Source organism: Streptomyces sp. Inha503, assembly GCF_047215865.1.
GTDB lineage: Bacteria > Actinomycetota > Actinomycetes > Streptomycetales > Streptomycetaceae > Streptomyces > Streptomyces lycopersici.
Window position 1 is genome coordinate 8,151,761 of the sequence record NZ_CP178360.1, and the last position, 14,977, is coordinate 8,166,737.

Genomic DNA, 14,977 nt, shown 5'->3' on the forward strand with positions numbered 1-14,977 from the left:
GTTCAGCCTTGAACAAGTGCCTGGTGTGAACAAGGCTGTCCCGTGTCCGGGACACGTTCCGGAGCAGTCCCGGACAGGGGCGGGACACAGGGGTGGGGGAGAGAACGACAGATGACCGGTGCGGACAGAGCCCCGGATCCACAGGGGGCGCGGAACCCGGGCGAGTTCATCGCCGCGCTACAGGCGCTCAAGGACTGGTCCCGGCTGACCTACCGGGAGCTGGCCGCGCGGGCGGACGCGCTCGGGGACGTACTGCCGCGCAGCACGGTCGCCAATATGCTCGCGCGCGCCACGCTGCCCCGCGAGGAGTTGGTCGCGGCGTTCGTACGGGCCTGTGGGGTGGGGCCCGCGGAGCTCACGGTGTGGCTGACCGTCCGCAAAGACCTCGCGGCCCGCGCCGCTGACGTCACCGAGGTCGAGCCGGTCGGGCCGGTTGAGCCGGTCGGGTCGGTCGGGTCGGTCGGGTCGGTCGAGTCGGTCGGGCGTGGTGAGCTAGGTGAGCCCGCAGCGCCGACCGCCCGCTCCTCCTCCCGTACGCCCGAGGCGGGCGCGCGGCGCTTACGGATGCCGGTGCTGAGCGCCGCGCTCGGGCTGACGGTCGTGGCCGCCGTCGCCGTCGTGCTCACCTGGCGGGCGCACGACGACGACGGCGGGGGCGGGGGCGGGGGCGGCGGGCGTGGTGGACGGGACGACAAGGGCGGGTCCGTGGCGGTGTCCCCGGACAGCCCGGCGCCCGCGCCCGGGAAGTACCGGATCCGGGCCGTCCACTCCTCGCTGTGTCTGTCCGAACGCCGGACGGACAAGACCTCCTGGGTCTATCAGGTGCCGTGCGCGGAGGTCTTCCCCTCGTTCTCGCTCAAGCGCCTGGACGACGGGCTGTGGCGGATCGCCACCCTGCACCCCGAGCACGGCCCGGGCTGCTCCGGAATCATGGGCCAGAGCAAGGCCGAGGGCGCCTGGCTGGGGGACGACTACTGCGAGAGCCGGGGAGCGGGCGAGGAGTTCCGGCTGGAGGCCGTGGACCGGCCCGCCGAGGGGTTCCGGCTGCGGCCCGCGCACACCGGCCAGTGTCTGGCGCTGCCCGGCGGCACCACCCGGCGCTGGGCCCATGTGGCCCAGCTGCCGTGCCGGTCCGATGCCCCCGGGCAGGTCTTCCGCTTCGACCCGGTGGACGCCGGGGCCAAGCGGTAGCCCGCGCTGCCGTCGTGGTTCCGCCCCTCTGGTACTGTCCCCGCCTGATCAAGGGGGAACTGGTCAGGGGATGTAAGGAGTTACGGGCGGGATGCGTGGTTTATGGGGCCGTGTGTGGCAGCGCCGCACGCCCCTTGTCGTACTGATGGCGGTCGTGGGGATCGCGGGGGCCGTCCTCGTGACCCGGGACAGCGGCGGCGGCCATCTCGCCGCCAACCGGGCCCAGTTGCGGAAGGCATGCGACGGCACCCTGCCGTACGGGGACCTCGAACGGCTGGTGCGTGACGAGCGACCGGGCGAGCTCAGAGAGCACGGCACGGTGCTCGCCCCCGGTCAGGAGAGCCGCTCGTTGCTGGACTGCTCCCTGTCGTGGGGCGACGGCTACGGGGTCACGGTCCACGCCGAGGCGCTGGTCTCCGATGTGCCCGAGGCCGTCGAGACCCGGGACCTCCTCGAACCGGCCGGTGGCCGTGGCACGTTCGTGGCGCCGGGCACCACCGGCCAGTACGGGAAGCGGGGCGCCTGGCTGGTGGCCGACTGCCTGGGCGGACTCGGCGGCCGGGTCCGGCCCACGACCGATCTGTATGTGACGGCCAGGGTGACGGACGGGACGGACGGCACCGACTCGGTGGACGAGTCCGGCAAGGCCGACGAGGCCGACGAGGCCCACGAGGTGGCGGCGGGGAACGGCAACGGCAAACCGGACCGCGCCACCGCGCTCCTCGGCTTCCGTACCGCCGTACACGTGGCCAACGCCCTCACCAAGGCCCAGCACTGCGGCTCCGGCCCGCTCACGACCCCGACCTCCGTGGTGGACACGGACGAGACCCATGGCGCGCCCGGTCAGGGCCTGCGCAAATGCGAGTGGATCGACGGCTCCTCGCTCCCCGGTGTCGCCGCCGGCTCCTGGACCACCCTCGGCGATCTCCAGGAGTCCACCGGCCTGAGCGCCTGCGCCGGGGAGTGGGACGCGGAGAAGAACGCAGGTGAGCGCCCGCGCCCGAAGCAGTGGCAGGTCACCGAGGTCGAGGCGGCCAGCTGGTCGGGGATCCTCGGCCGGTCGGCGTACGACTCCTACGAACGCGAGGGCCATGTGCCAGGGTGGGGAGCGGAGGACGACAAGCGCCCCTCCGAGGCCGGTTCCGAAACGGACGCTGATCGTGGTGTGCGGGGGGAGGACCGCGTCTCCTCCTACGCCGGGCGGCCCCAACTCGCCCTGTGGGCCCGGTCGGTGTGCGGCGGCCGCACCACCTACCACCGGGTCGCCGTCCTCCCCGAGATCCGGCTCGAGGACGGTGAGACGGCAGTCATCGGCGGCAAGGACCGCGCCAGGCTCTCCACCGCCGCGCGTACGGTCCTGGACCGCTACCTCGACGCCGACGACGGCTGGCCCGCGTCCGCGAAGTGCCGTGACACCAAGGTGCTCGGGGAGGTGGAGCAGTGGCACTGACCCGACCCGCGCTCACCCGGCGCCAGGTCCGCGCCCTGGTGGCCGTCGCGGTGGCGCTGGCCGCCCTCGCCGGAGCGTTCGTCTGGTTCGCGGGCAGCGAGGACCGGGCGCTGGAGGGGGCCTGCGACGGGGTGCTTCCGGTGGGCGAGGTCCACAAGGTGCTCGGCGACGACACCGAACTGGACGTCACGAACCGCACCGAGGGCTCCTTCGGCGAGAAGGCCGACAGCGCCGCCAAGAGCGAAGAGGGCGGCGAGGGCGCAGAGGGTGGCGAGAACGGCGCCAAGCGCGCCAACTCCCTCTCCGTCCACTGCCGGATCACCGCCGAGGACACCGGCCACATCGCCGTCTCCATCGCGGGCTCGCCCCGCCCCCGCGCCGAGTACGGATACGACGACCTCTACACCGCCGTACCCGCCCGCCGCACGCTCCCGGTCCCCCTCGGCCACGGCTGGTCCGGCCTGTTCGCGACCGACACCGCACGGCTGGACGACGCCGAGGACGGCACGGCCACCACCGCCATAACTCTCGACTGCGCCCGGCGCGGCGACAGTCTGCTGATCACTGTCGAGACCGCGCTGCGCGGCCACACCACCCTCGACGACCCCGCCGTCCGCCCCGACTTCGTCCGCACCGCCACCGCGACCGCCGAGGCGGCCAACGACCACTGGGGCTGCGGCGCGCGCCTGGGCAAGCCGGTCCGCACCGTCGGCCTGCCGGTGAACGAGGACGAGTACGAACCGCTGCTGGGCGCCAAGGGCACCTGCGCGGCCGTCCCCACCGCCTCCCGCTCCGCCGTCTCCACCGCCCGTGAGACCGCCCGGGACCGCGCACCGCGCGAGGCTTGCGTCCTCGGCACCCGGGACGGCTCACCGCTCTACCGGCTGGACGCGTACTACGGCCCCTACGCGGAGGACGCCCGCTCCCAGTACACCCGAGACTACGACTACGAGAATGTGACCCCCGCCGAGAAGCCGGCCGGGCGGCTCGGCCGGAGCGCCTACTGGGCCGGTGCCAGCTGCCCGCGCGGCGCCGAGTCCGCCCTCTACCTCATCCGCGCCGACGCGGCCGACGGCGAGACCCGCCGCCGCCCCGACCTCGCCTACGAACGCGCCGCGCTGGCGGCTTTCGCCGCCGCCTCGGCCGAACACCACGGCTGCGCGGTGCCGAGCCTGCCCCAGGGCTGAACCACCGGCCGAACGAGGGGGCGCCCGCCGGGCCCTGACGCCTGCGGCGGGCTACTCCCCTCCCCGCCCCTTCCCACAACTGGAGCTCCGCCCCAGACCCCGCTCCTCAATCGCCGGAGGGGCTGGAAGGCGGGGCTCCCGTCCCAGGCCTCGGGGTCCAGGGGCGGGAGCCCCTGCCACGCGGCGGAGCCGCACATTGGTGCTGCGGGAAGGGGCGGGTAGGGGAAAGACCGGCTGGATACCCCGTGGCGACCGCGCCGTCATCCCTTGACGGCGCCGCCCAGGGCGAAGCCGCCGCCCAGGCGGCGGGAGATCAGCACGTAGAGCAGGAGCACGGGCGTGGAGTAGAGGATCGAGAAGGCGGCCAGCTGGCCGTAGACGACCTGGCCGTAGTTGCCGAAGAAGGTGAAGATCGAGACGGACGCGGGGAGTTGTTCGGGGGAGAGCAGCAGCATGAAGGGGACGAAGAAGTTGCCCCACATCATGATGAAGCTGTAGATCATCACGACCGTGATGCCCGGCCCCATCAACGGCAGGATCACCCGGATCAGGCTCTGTAGCCAGGACGCGCCGTCCGTCCACGCCGCCTCCTCCAGAATCACCGGCACGCCGTCCATGAAGTTCTTCATCAGCCAGATGGCGAACGGGAGTTGGGAGGCGGCGAGGAAGAGGGCCGTACCGGACATGGTGTCGATGAGGTCCACCTGGACGAAGAGTCCGTAGACCGGAACCATGATCGCGGTGATCGGCAGACAGGTGGTGAAGAGCACCGTCAGCAGATACGGGCGCACGACGCGGGAGCGGAAGCGGGAGAGGGGGTAGGCGGCGAGGGCCGCGCACGCGACGGTCAGGATGGTGGCGCCGCCGCACAGGAGCAGGCTGTTGAGCATCGGCGTGAAGGTGATCTCGTCCGTCCACACCGCCGAGAAGTTGTCCATCGTGGGCGAGCCGGGCGCCGAGACCCGCAGGGTGGCATCGTTGTCGATCGAGGCCAGGACCAGCCAGGCTAGCGGGAGCAGGAACGCGGCGGCGATGAGCAGCAGCGCGGCGTCGGCGGCCAGCCGGCGGCGCAGCCGGGGGGACCAGCGGGGGCCGCCGGTGCGGCTCTTGGCGGAGCGGGGCCAGGGGCGGGCGGTGCGGGCGGAGAGCGCGGACAACCTCGGACCTCCTCGCGCGCTTGCGAGCGCAGTCGATCAGCGTCCGTCTATGAAACCGGGTGCCAGTCGCGTTGGGGAAGACGCGTGCGCGGTTCGCTCCCTACGACGTCTCCCTACGGCGCCTGCTTACGGCGTCTCCTTACGGCGCCGGTGAGGCGATCGTCACCGGCTGGTCGTTCCGCAGCTGGTCGAACAGGCGCCGCGCCTGTGTCTCGTTCCACTGCACCGCGCTGCCCTTGGAGGTCCGGAGGTTGGTGTTGGACACCGGGACGTTGAGCTGCTTGCCGTTGCCCGAGGTGACGCCCTTCACCGCCTCGAACAGGGACATCAGGGTCGGCAGGCCCATGTCCTTGTCCACGATCAGCGTGTCCAGACCCGCGCGTACGGTCGGGAAGGCCGCGAACGGGTTGGCCAGGACGCCCGGGGTCGCGGCCTTGGCCGCCAGCGCGGCCAGGAACTTCTGCTGGTTCTGGGTGCGGCCCAGGTCGCCCTTGGCCTCCTGCTTGCGCTGGCGGACGAACGCGAGCGCCTTCGCGCCGTCGAGGTTCTGGCAGCCCTTCTTCAGGTCAAGACCGGACTTGGGGTCCTTGATGTCCCGGCCCACACACATCCGCACCCCGCCGACCGCGTCCACGACGTCCACGAACCCGGAGAAGCCGATCTCCGCGTAGTGGTCGATGCGCAGCCCCGTGTTGCGCTCGATGGTCGAGACGAGCAGATCGGGGCCGCCCATCGAATAGGCCGCGTTCAGCTTGTTCTGGGACGGGTTGTAGCGCCTGCCGGTCTCGGGGCGGACGAAACCGGGGATGTCCACCCAGGAGTCGCGCGGCAGGCTCATCATCGTGGTGCCGTTGGAGCCGGTGTGCAGCACCATCATCGAGTCGGTGCGGCGGCCCTCGGCCGAACCGGTGCGCAGGCTCTTCCTGGCCTCCTCGGAAAGGCCCTCCCGGCTGTCGGAGCCCACGATCAGGTAGTTGGTGCCCTTGCCGGGCGGTGGGCGGTCCGGGGCCCTGCCGAGGTCGACCTCGCGGTTGAGCTGGGTGTCGGCCCAGACGTAGGCGCTGCCGGAGGCGAGGAGCAGTGCGGAGACCGCCACGATGGCCAGCCGGACGATCCGGCGGCGCCTGCTCAGCGGCTCCTTGGGGGCGCGGCGCCGGACGGTGGGGGTGGGTGCGGGTACGGGCACGGGTACGGGCTCGAGGGTGCTGGTCTCGTCGCCCGTCCGGTAGGGGGCCGGTTTGGTGGGCACGCCATGGGGCGCGGGGACGCCCGGTGTCGCGGACGGCCTCTGCGCGGGGATGCCCTGGGGCCCCGCCGCGGGCATGCCCTGGGCCCCCTGCACGGGGATGCTCTGGGTGTCCGCCGTGGAGATCTCCCAGGCCCGCGCCGACGGCCGGTCCCCGGCGGCCCACCCGTCCAACCGATCGCTCATGGACGGCAGTCTGCCGAGCGGCCGGAGCCGCCCGCCGTCCGTTCATAGAGGTACGACAACTTCGGTGCCGCGTTGAACGCGGACCCGGTCGCCGTACGTAACCCCTCCGTACGTGACCCCGTCGTACGCCACGCCTCCGTACGCCACGCCTCCGTACGTCACCTCGATGTCAGGCTCCGGTGCGCGGGTGCCTCGCCGAGCGCCTGCGCGGCCGTCCCGGAGCGCTGGATGCGGTGCCACCGCAGCCGCGTTCCGAGCAGGAGGGCGACCACGGACTGGATGACCACCAGATACATCAGCTGCCGGTAGACGAAGAGCTGGAACGGCAGCGACCACAGCGCCCGCATCCGCTCCCCGTCCAGCCGCAGCGCGTATCCGGCGCAGACCATCTGGATGCCGAGATAGCCGAACCACACCCCGGCCGCCTCCGCCGGGTCGAGGAAGAGCGCACCGTACAGGGCGAAGAGGTCGATCACGGGCGCCAGCAGCGGCAGCAGCACCTGGAAGAGCGTGAGATAGCTGAGCCCCCGGCGGCCGAACCGCCCCACCGAGCCCAGCGAGATCATCGCGCGGCGGTGCTTCCACATGGCCTGGAGCGTGCCGTACCCCCAGCGGTACCGCTGGCGCCACAACTGGCGCAGCGAGGTGGGCACCTCGGTCCAGGCGACGGCGGTCTCCTCGTACACCACCCGCCAGCCCGCCCGCCACAGCGCCATGGTGAGGTCGGTGTCCTCGGCGAGGGTGTCCTCGCTGACCCCGCCGACGCCCATCACCGCGTCCCGCCGGAACGCCCCGATGGCGCCGGGCACGGTCGGCATGCACTCCAGCACCTCGAACATCCGCCGGTCGAGGTTGAACCCGAAGACGTACTCCAGGTGCTGCCACCTGCCCAGCAGACTGCGCCGGTTGCCCACCTTGGTGTTGCCGCTGACCGCGCCGATGGCCGGGTGGGCGAGCGGCTGGATGAGCTGGTGGATGGCGTCCGGTTCGAAGACGGTGTCGGCGTCGACCATCACCACGATGTCGTGTTTGGTGTGCACGAGGCCGGTGTTGAGGGCGGCCGCCTTGCCCGCGTTGGGCTGCCGGACCACCAGCACCCGGCGGTCCTTGACGCTCGCGGCGATATCGGCCGTACGGTCCGTCGAACCGTCGTCGATCACGACCACTTGCAGCCGCTGGTGGGTGGAGGCGAGCAGCGAGCGGATGGTGGCCTCGATGCCCGCCTCCTCGTTGTACGCGGGGATGAGCACCGTCACCGGCTCGTTGACCTGCTTCCCGGGCCGGAAGCGGGTGAGCCGCCGGACATGGGTACGCGCGAACACCACCAGCATCAGCAGCCGCAGCACCCCCAGCGCCCCCGCGATCCCCAGCACCCACGCCATGGTGGACACAAAGCTCCGGCCGATGGCCGCGACCCAGATCAGCGCCTTGCCCTCCCAGCGCTCCAGGCCGGAGACCGGGACGTCGACCGGGGGCACGCCGAGCCCGCCGGTCACGGTGGTGAACTTCTTGGCCCGCGGGTCCTTGAGCAGCTTCTCCGTCTCCTGGTACGCGGCGTCCGTCTGGCTGAACTGCCGGACCATCCCCTGCGAGGGCTTCGTGCCCGACCGGTCGGCGGCCACCAGCGCGTAGCCCTCCGCCGCCACGCGCCGCGCCGCCTGCCACTCGTCGCCGCACAGCGTGTCCACATCGGCGGTCAGCGGCAGCCGCAGCAGCCTCGGCTGGACCCCCACGGACCCCGCGAGCGCCGACTCGGTCAGCGACAGCTCCATCCGGGATCGGCTGGAGGACGCCGTGCCCATGTCGGCGCCGGTGTAGGTGTTCGACCCGATCTCATGGCCCTCGGCGCGGATCCGGCGTACGAGGCCGGGGTACTGGGCCGCCTTGGCGCCGGAGACGAAGAACGTGGCCCGCGCGTCGTACCGGCGCAACAGGTCCAGCAGCCGCGGTGTCTGGACGGGGTCAGGACCGCCGTCGTAGGTCAGCGCCACCGTCCCGGCGGGCATCCCCACGGTCCGCACCCGGGCCCCGTTGATCTGCACCACCGGCCCGCCGTCGGCCAGCGCCCGCGGCACCGGGCTGGTGCACGGCCGCCGCGTCTTCGCCGCGTCGACCTCGTGGTTGGTCCAGCCCTGGAACATCAGCAGGCCGAACATGACGGGAAGGACGAGGAGAAGGAGCAGCCAGTGCGCGCGCGGATCACGGGCCGCCTTGTGCCGACCTCCCCGGGACTGGTGGTTTGGTTCCTGGCGTTTTTTCGACCGGTTGCCCTCAAACATGGTTGGTCGCACCGTAGTTGGCGGGCGCTCGGCGGATCCGGTGAAGCAGCGGGAATGGATAAGAATTCCCGGGACGCCCCCCGCGGCGCTGCCCAATCGCCTATGGACCAGGGTGGCTTGGGGACGCAATCCGGAGATAATGGGCTCATGGAACGGGTGGGGCGTATCGCCGCGTGGACGGCCCTCGGTGTGGTGGTGGTCGGCCTGGCCGCGTATTTCTCAGTCGTCGGCCTGGACGACGCGGACCGTACGGCCAGCGTGGTGGGGGTCTTCGTCGGCATCGCGTCGCTCGCGCTGGCGGTCGCGGTGGAGCTGAGGTCCCGGCGTGCGCCCACGGCGCCCCGCACCGGGGGAGGCTCGGATCCTTCCTCGGCGAGGGCGGCGTCGGAGGGCCGGTCGACGACCTCGCCCCGGTACGGGGGTGACCACATCGATTTCAGTGGCGGTGTCTTCCACGGACCCGTGGTCGGCAAACGGGTGGAGCGCCCGCCGGAGCGCCGGTCCGGGCCGTCGGACGGTGCCGACCCGGAGGCCGGAGAGCCCTTGTGAACCATCCGGACCGTGCGGACCACATCGACTTCGGTTCGGGGCACTTCTCCGGCAGGGTCGTGGGCAAAATGGTGGTGCACCACCATCAGCCGTCGCCGGGGCCGACTCCTGGCGCCCTGTTCTCGCAGCCCGCGCCGCACCCCGGATTCGTCGGCCGGCTGACCGAACTCGAGTCGCTGCTCGACGTGCTGAAGCCGACCGGGCCGGGTGAATCCGGCCATGGCGGCCATGGCGATGTGACCGCCGCCGCCGTCGCGGGCCTGGGAGGCGTGGGGAAGACGGCCCTGGCCCTCCAGGCGGCGTACGAGGCGCAGCGGCGAGGATGGTTTCCCGGCGGTGTGCTCTTCGTCGATCTGCATGGGTACGACGGCACCGCCCTCAGCCCGGAACGCGCGCTGGAGTCCCTGCTCAGGGCCTTGGGGGTGGCTCCGGAGCACGTCCCGCCCACTGTCGACGAGCGTGCCGGGCTGTACCGGTCGCTGCTGAGCGGGATCGCGGCCGAGAACGGGCCCGCGCTGATCCTGGCGGACAACGCCGCCCAGTCCTCCCAGGTGAGACCGCTGATCCCCGGGCATCCCGGGCACCGGCTCCTGGTGACCTCGCGCGACACCCTGGCCCAGCTCGGCATGTACCAGCTCCACCTCCAAGTGCTGCCGTCGGCCGCCGCGATGGAGGTGCTCACGGCGGCCGTACGCAACGCCCAGCCGCAGGACACACGGATCGTGGCCGAGCGGACCCAGGCGGAGCTGCTGTGCCGGCTGTGTGGATACCTGCCCCTCGCGCTCCAGATCGCGGCGGCACTGCTCATCGCGGACCCGGGTAAGCCCGTCGGGGAGCTCGCCGGTGAGCTGTCGAGCGTGGCCACTCGGGTGGACTACCTGGACGACGGGGAGCGTGGCGTTCGCGCGGCCTTCGACCTGTCCTACGGTCGGCTGACCGAGGAGCAGTCACGCCTGTTCCTGCTGCTCGCGCTCGCCCCGGGTGAAGGCATATCGGCGGAAACCCTGAGAGTGAGCTACGGGGCGCCACTGCCGCCCCGAGGCGTCGACGTCCTGGTACGGGCGCACCTGGTCGAACCTCGCGATGCCGACGGGCGCTGGCGCATGCACGATCTGCTCCGCGCCTACGCGGCGGCCAAAGTGGCCGAGAACGGTGCCCGGTTCGCCTCCGAGTACGAACGTTCTCGTGGCCGGATCCTGGATCACTACTACGAACGCGTGGTGGACGCGGGGGGATTGCTGCGGGTCCCGCCCCAACGAGGGCCTCGCCCTCGTTTCGCGGGCCGTGAGGAGGCTCTCGCCTGGCTCGATGGCGAGCGGACGGGCCTGGTGGAAGCCGCCTGTTGGGCCGCCGAACCCCGTCATGCGGAAGCGGCCACCAAACTGGCGCTGGATCTGGGCGAGTACCTGGGCCGATGGCGTCTGTACGGCGATGCCATCGTCGTCTACCAGTACGCGATCAACGGCGCCCGCGCGCTGGGCGACCGGCGGAGCGAGGGGAAGTCGTGGAACAACCTCAGCATCGCGCTGCGCCGGGTCCGCCGGCTGGAGGAGGCCGCCGACGCCTGCCATCGCGCTCTCGACGCGTATGAGGGGGAGGATTCCGCCGAGAGCCGGGGCAGAGCCTGGAACAACCTCGGCAACGCGCTGGTCGAGCTGCGGAGGATCGAGGATGCCGCGGCGGCGTACGAAAAGGCCATCAGGGTCTCGCGGGACTGCGGCAATGTGCGCACGGTCGCGATGGCGGAGAACAGTCTCGGGAGCGCGTTGAACAAGCTGGGACGCCTGGACGAGGCGATGGAATGCCTCGTGCGTGCCCGCGACGCGGGGCGGGAGCTGGCGGACTTCCGCGTCGAGGCCACCGCGGTCAACAACATCGGCCGGGTCCGCCGGAGGCTCGGACGCTTCGACGAGGCCCTGGAAGATCACGGGCGGGCACGGGACCTCTTCCGGGAGAACGGGGACCGGGAGGGGGAGGCGACGTCACACAATGAACGAGCCCTGGCGCTGGCTTCTCTGGGGCGTCTCACCGACGCGATAGCGGAGCATCACCTCGCTCTTCGGATCTTTCGGGAGGTCGGTGAGCGCCACCGCGAAGCCGTCGTCACCAATGACCTCGGTATGAGTCTGCGGGCCGTGGGCCGCCTGCCCGAGGCCGCCGAGAGCCACCTCCACGCCCTGAGGATCTTCGAGGGGCTCGGGGACGTGTACCACCAGGAACGTACGGCGGGTCTGCTCGCCGAGCTCCGGGCACCGGCCCGGCCGGCTCCCAGGCGCGTCGAACGGAGGCGGTAGGCCATGGTCAGGCGGCAGGTCCGGGCTCGGCCAGCGGTGCGTCCGGCCGTCTCGCCGTCGTTGCTCTTCGCGCAGCCCACCGCGCTGTGCAACCTCGACTGCTCCTACTGCTATCTGCCGGACCGGGCGGACGCGCGCGCGATGTCGCCCGAGGTGGCCGACGCCATGGCCGACGGCGTCCGGACATGGGCCGGAGAGCATCCGGTGCGGGTCCAGTGGCACGGTGGGGAACCGCTCACCGTGGGGGCGCGCAGGTTCACGGAGTTGCTCTCCCGCTTTCCGGAGCGCGGTGCCCACCCCATTCGTCATGCCGTGCAGACCAACGCCACATTGATCGACGACATCTGGTGCGATGTGTTCGAGCGATCGGCGGTCGATGTGTCGGTCAGTATCGACGGTCCCGGCGAGGCGAACGGGCGCAGAACGGACAGGGGAGGGCGGCGGACGGCGGAGCGCACGCTGAGGGGCATCGACGTGCTGCGGCGGCGCGGCATCGCCTTCGACGCCATCGCCGTGGTGTCCGAGCCATCGGCGGAGCGGGCTCGGGAGATGTACGCGTGGTTCGCGGAGCTCGGCACCCGGACCCTCGGCGTGAATCTCGTCGAACGCAAGGGTGTGTACCGGGAGCGCGTGGCATGGGACGAGCGTGCGGTGGTGGAGTTCTGGGCGGCTCTGCTGGGCTGCCGTCGCTCCGACGGCCGGATGCGGATACGGGATCTGGACCTTGCCTTGCGCTATGTCCGCGACGAGCTCGACGGCCGGGCGGGCGAGCGTGTGATCGCCCCGCGTGAGTTCGCCCCCATGGTCATGTGGAACGGGGCTCTGGTGCCCATGGGGCCCGAACTCGCCGGGTTCACCTCACCACGGCACGGCGCACTGTCCATTGGCGACATCACCGAGTCCGGGCTGGTCGAGTTGGTGGAACGGGCCGTCGATGTGCCGTGGGTGGCCGAGGCCATGGACGGGTTCGCCAACTGCCAGGCGGTCTGTGATCATTTCGCGTTCTGTCTGGGCGGGAACGCGGCCAACAAGTTCTTCGAAACCGGCAGGTTCGACACCACCGAGACCACGCATTGCCGGACAAGTAAGAAACTGCTGATGGAAGGGGTGTTCCAGCATGTCGCGGAACCCTGGAGAAGATGAGCCGGACGCCGTCGCGGGGCTGCCGGAGCTGATCGACGCTCATCGGAGTCGGCTGTCCGCACTGCTCGCCGATATCCCCGACTCCGGCAGCGGCTGCCGCCGAGGCGGGGGTGCGCGTGCGGGCACCGGGACATCGTCGTTCATCGAGGACTGGGACTACGCCGAGCCGTACCGGCCGCCGCGGGAGGAGACACTGGACGAGGGCCCGGCCGAGGAGCCCGAGGACACCGGGACGGAGCCCGCGAGCGAGGAGTGAACCGGCCTCCGCTCTGCTTCACTGACCCGTATGCCTCTTCCGATGCGTTGGTCTTCGAGACCACCAGGCCCGCGTCCGCCGACTACCTCACCCGGCTCGCCGCGCGTGACGCCGGGCGCGACTACAAGGGGCGGATGCTGGACGCTGCGACGGCGCGCATCGCCGCGCATCCGTGCGTCGAGCTGCGGCGGGGCGATGTCCACGCCCTCCCCCTGGACGACGCCGCGATCCGACACCCGGAACCCGGCGTCGGTGGCGAGCCGGGCGAGCCGACGGCCGATGGTGGCGTTGCGGATCACCCGTTCGGCGATGTGGCGGGTGTAGGCGCGGGAGAGGCCATTTCGGCCACCCAGGTCTTCCGCGATGTCCGCGCGGCGGACCGGACCTTCGGATTCGAGCGCACCACCCGCCGTGCCGTCGAGGCGGGCTACCTCACCGAGGATCAGGCGGCCGCCTGGCTGGACCACCTCGCCCACGGCCCGTTCAGACGATCTTGGTGGACCCCGCATCGACGGACAGGTTCACGCCGATCGCGTTCGGCATGGTCGGGGAGGCCAGCAGCAGCACCGCCCGGGCGATCTCGGCGGGATCGATCAGGGTCTCGGTGAGCATCCCGGTCTCCTTCGGCAGGGCCGCCATCAGAGTTTCGTGGTCGACGCCCACGTTGTCCGCCACGCGTGCGACGTATCCGTCCTCGGACGTTATCTGGGGCGTGCGCGTCACCGACGGCGACACCGCGTTGATGCGTACTCCGGAGGGCGCCATGCGCTCGGCCAGCTGCCGGGTGAAGGCGTTGAGGGCCGCTTTGGCGACGGAGTAGGGCAGCGGCTCCGTCCCCGGCCGACGGGCGCTGTCGGAGCTGATGTTGACCACGGCGCCCCTGGCCTCGAGGAGCGAGGGCAGCGCCGCGCGGGTGGTCCGAACGGCCGACTCGAAATTGAGGGCGAACCCGTATGCCCAGACCTCGTCCCCGCCGTTGAGCGGATCGCCGAACGCCTCCTGCGGCATTTCGCCGCCGCCGGCGTTGTTGACCAGGACGTCGATCCTGGGATCGACGGCCAGGACGGCATCGACCAGGCGCTGGGGACCGTCGGCCGTGGCGAGGTCCACGGGGATGAAAGTGGCTCCGGTGGCATCGAGTTCGGGCGTGCTGCGTCGCGCCGTCGCGGTCACCAGGGCCCCTTCCTGCTGGAACGCCCGAACGATCGCGAGGCCGATGCCCCTGCTCGCCCCGGTGACGAGGACGCGCTTGCCGGTGAGCTGAAGATCCATGACGTGCTCCTGTGATGGGAGGGACTCAGGCGGGCATAACTGAAACAGTGCTATCGCAGTTATGTCAATAACTGCGTCATGGTTGTGTCAGTTAGTGGCGGCGGGGGTAGGGTGAGGCCCGAGACAGAGACAGAGGTGGAGGAGGTGGGCATGGGCGAGAAGAGCCCTCCCCGGCGGATCCGGGCGGACGCCGAACGCAGTACGGCCCGCATCCTGGAAGCAGCGGAAACCGTGCTCGCCGCGGACGCCACCGCGTCCCTGGAGCAGATCGCGGACGCCGCGGGGCTCGCTCGCGCCACCGTCCACCGCCGGTTCGCCTCGCGCGCCGCACTGCTGGACGCCCTGGCCGAACGGCTCAGTCAGCGCTACCTGGGCGGATTGGCCGAAGCACGGGTGAAGACCGCACCGCCCCTCATCGCGCTGCACCGTGTCACGGAGATCGTCTTCGATCTCAAGCTCTGCCACCGCTTCGCCATCCAGCTGACCGCGGCCCTCACGCCGGAAGTCCTCGACGGCCTCGACCTGCTCTTCGCCCGCCTGAGGGACACAGAAGCGATCACCGCGGTCGACCCCGCCTGGGGCCGCAAGGTCTACCTGGCCCTTCTGCACGAGGTCCAGGAACTGCCCGCGGACTCTCCGACCCTGGCCTCCTCGGCCACCGCGGATGAGACCGAGGCGAGGATCGATCTGCTGGTGCGAACCACACTGGGCGCGCTGGGCGGCAGCCTCCCCGCGACAGCCCTCCCGCTCACCAGCTAGCGCCGCGG

At 71.4% G+C, this 14,977-nt stretch carries 12 protein-coding genes; 8 read left to right on the forward strand and 4 right to left on the reverse strand.

Annotated elements, in window-relative coordinates; translation table 11 throughout:
• The first annotated feature begins 111 nt into the window (after positions 1-111).
• The 3 genes from ACJX2R_RS34710 (at position 112) to ACJX2R_RS34720 (ending at position 3,828) form a co-directional block, all read left to right on the forward strand.
• Positions 112-1,191 (forward strand): RICIN domain-containing protein, encoded by a 1,080-nt coding sequence (locus ACJX2R_RS34710; RefSeq protein WP_413103319.1) that lies wholly within the window; start codon positions 112-114, stop codon positions 1,189-1,191.
• Between the two features lie 91 nt (positions 1,192-1,282).
• Entirely contained in the window at positions 1,283-2,641 is a 1,359-nt protein-coding gene (locus ACJX2R_RS34715) for a hypothetical protein (protein ID WP_413103320.1), read from the forward strand.
• Complete coding sequence (locus tag ACJX2R_RS34720) at positions 2,632-3,828, forward strand: hypothetical protein (RefSeq protein WP_413103321.1); 1,197 nt, start codon at positions 2,632-2,634, stop codon at positions 3,826-3,828. Before ACJX2R_RS34715 ends, ACJX2R_RS34720 begins: the two co-directional genes overlap by 10 nt.
• 260 nt (positions 3,829-4,088) lie before the next feature.
• On the opposite strand, the gene ACJX2R_RS34725 is transcribed toward ACJX2R_RS34720, so the two are convergent.
• From ACJX2R_RS34725 to ACJX2R_RS34735, 3 genes are all read right to left on the reverse strand, one after another.
• Positions 4,089-4,985 carry a carbohydrate ABC transporter permease gene (locus ACJX2R_RS34725; RefSeq protein WP_413103322.1) on the reverse strand — a complete coding sequence of 299 codons (897 nt, stop codon included), beginning with the start codon at positions 4,983-4,985 and terminating at the stop codon, positions 4,089-4,091.
• Between the two features lie 139 nt (positions 4,986-5,124).
• On the reverse strand, positions 5,125-6,417 hold the full coding sequence (locus ACJX2R_RS34730; RefSeq protein ID WP_413103323.1) for an LCP family protein: 1,293 nt from the start codon (positions 6,415-6,417) through the stop codon (positions 5,125-5,127).
• A gap of 158 nt (positions 6,418-6,575) precedes the next feature.
• Entirely contained in the window at positions 6,576-8,696 is a 2,121-nt protein-coding gene (locus ACJX2R_RS34735; protein ID WP_413103324.1) for a bifunctional polysaccharide deacetylase/glycosyltransferase family 2 protein, read from the reverse strand.
• Positions 8,697-8,843: 147 nt separating this feature from the next.
• Here ACJX2R_RS34735 and ACJX2R_RS34740 point away from each other — a divergent pair, with 147 nt between their 5' ends.
• From ACJX2R_RS34740 to ACJX2R_RS34755, 4 genes are read left to right on the forward strand one after another with little or no spacing between them, the layout of a single operon-like run.
• Positions 8,844-9,245 (forward strand): hypothetical protein, encoded by a 402-nt coding sequence (locus ACJX2R_RS34740; protein ID WP_413103325.1) that lies wholly within the window; start codon positions 8,844-8,846, stop codon positions 9,243-9,245.
• Positions 9,242-11,539 (forward strand): tetratricopeptide repeat protein, encoded by a 2,298-nt coding sequence (locus ACJX2R_RS34745; RefSeq protein WP_413103326.1) that lies wholly within the window; start codon positions 9,242-9,244, stop codon positions 11,537-11,539. The genes ACJX2R_RS34740 and ACJX2R_RS34745 overlap by 4 nt, the downstream gene beginning before the upstream one ends.
• Before the next feature lie 3 nt (positions 11,540-11,542).
• Entirely contained in the window at positions 11,543-12,682 is a 1,140-nt protein-coding gene (amcB, locus tag ACJX2R_RS34750) for a cyclophane-forming radical SAM peptide maturase AmcB (protein WP_413103327.1), read from the forward strand.
• On the forward strand, positions 12,657-12,938 hold the full coding sequence (locus ACJX2R_RS34755; RefSeq protein ID WP_413103328.1) for a hypothetical protein: 282 nt from the start codon (positions 12,657-12,659) through the stop codon (positions 12,936-12,938). Before amcB ends, ACJX2R_RS34755 begins: the two co-directional genes overlap by 26 nt.
• 483 nt (positions 12,939-13,421) lie before the next feature.
• On the opposite strand, the gene ACJX2R_RS34760 is transcribed toward ACJX2R_RS34755, so the two are convergent.
• On the reverse strand, positions 13,422-14,210 hold the full coding sequence (locus ACJX2R_RS34760) for an SDR family NAD(P)-dependent oxidoreductase (RefSeq protein WP_413103329.1): 789 nt from the start codon (positions 14,208-14,210) through the stop codon (positions 13,422-13,424).
• 150 nt (positions 14,211-14,360) lie between these two features.
• Between ACJX2R_RS34760 and ACJX2R_RS34765 the strand changes: the two genes are divergently transcribed.
• On the forward strand, positions 14,361-14,969 hold the full coding sequence (locus tag ACJX2R_RS34765) for a TetR/AcrR family transcriptional regulator (RefSeq protein WP_413103330.1): 609 nt from the start codon (positions 14,361-14,363) through the stop codon (positions 14,967-14,969).
• Positions 14,970-14,977 lie beyond the last annotated feature (8 nt).

Excerpts from the sequence above, each read along its gene's own strand:
- amcB (WP_413103327.1), top strand. The coding sequence starts at position 11,543 with ATGGTCAGGCGGCAGGTCCGGGCTCGGCCAGCGGTGCGTCCGGCCGTC.
- ACJX2R_RS34760 (WP_413103329.1), bottom strand. The coding sequence starts at position 14,210 with ATGGATCTTCAGCTCACCGGCAAGCGCGTCCTCGTCACCGGGGCGAGC.
- ACJX2R_RS34735 (WP_413103324.1), bottom strand. The coding sequence starts at position 8,696 with ATGTTTGAGGGCAACCGGTCGAAAAAACGCCAGGAACCAAACCACCAG.
- ACJX2R_RS34740 (WP_413103325.1), top strand. The coding sequence starts at position 8,844 with ATGGAACGGGTGGGGCGTATCGCCGCGTGGACGGCCCTCGGTGTGGTG.
- ACJX2R_RS34765 (WP_413103330.1), top strand. The coding sequence starts at position 14,361 with ATGGGCGAGAAGAGCCCTCCCCGGCGGATCCGGGCGGACGCCGAACGC.
- ACJX2R_RS34710 (WP_413103319.1), top strand. The coding sequence starts at position 112 with ATGACCGGTGCGGACAGAGCCCCGGATCCACAGGGGGCGCGGAACCCG.
- ACJX2R_RS34730 (WP_413103323.1), bottom strand. The coding sequence starts at position 6,417 with ATGAGCGATCGGTTGGACGGGTGGGCCGCCGGGGACCGGCCGTCGGCG.
- ACJX2R_RS34715 (WP_413103320.1), top strand. The coding sequence starts at position 1,283 with ATGCGTGGTTTATGGGGCCGTGTGTGGCAGCGCCGCACGCCCCTTGTC.
- ACJX2R_RS34755 (WP_413103328.1), top strand. The coding sequence starts at position 12,657 with ATGTCGCGGAACCCTGGAGAAGATGAGCCGGACGCCGTCGCGGGGCTG.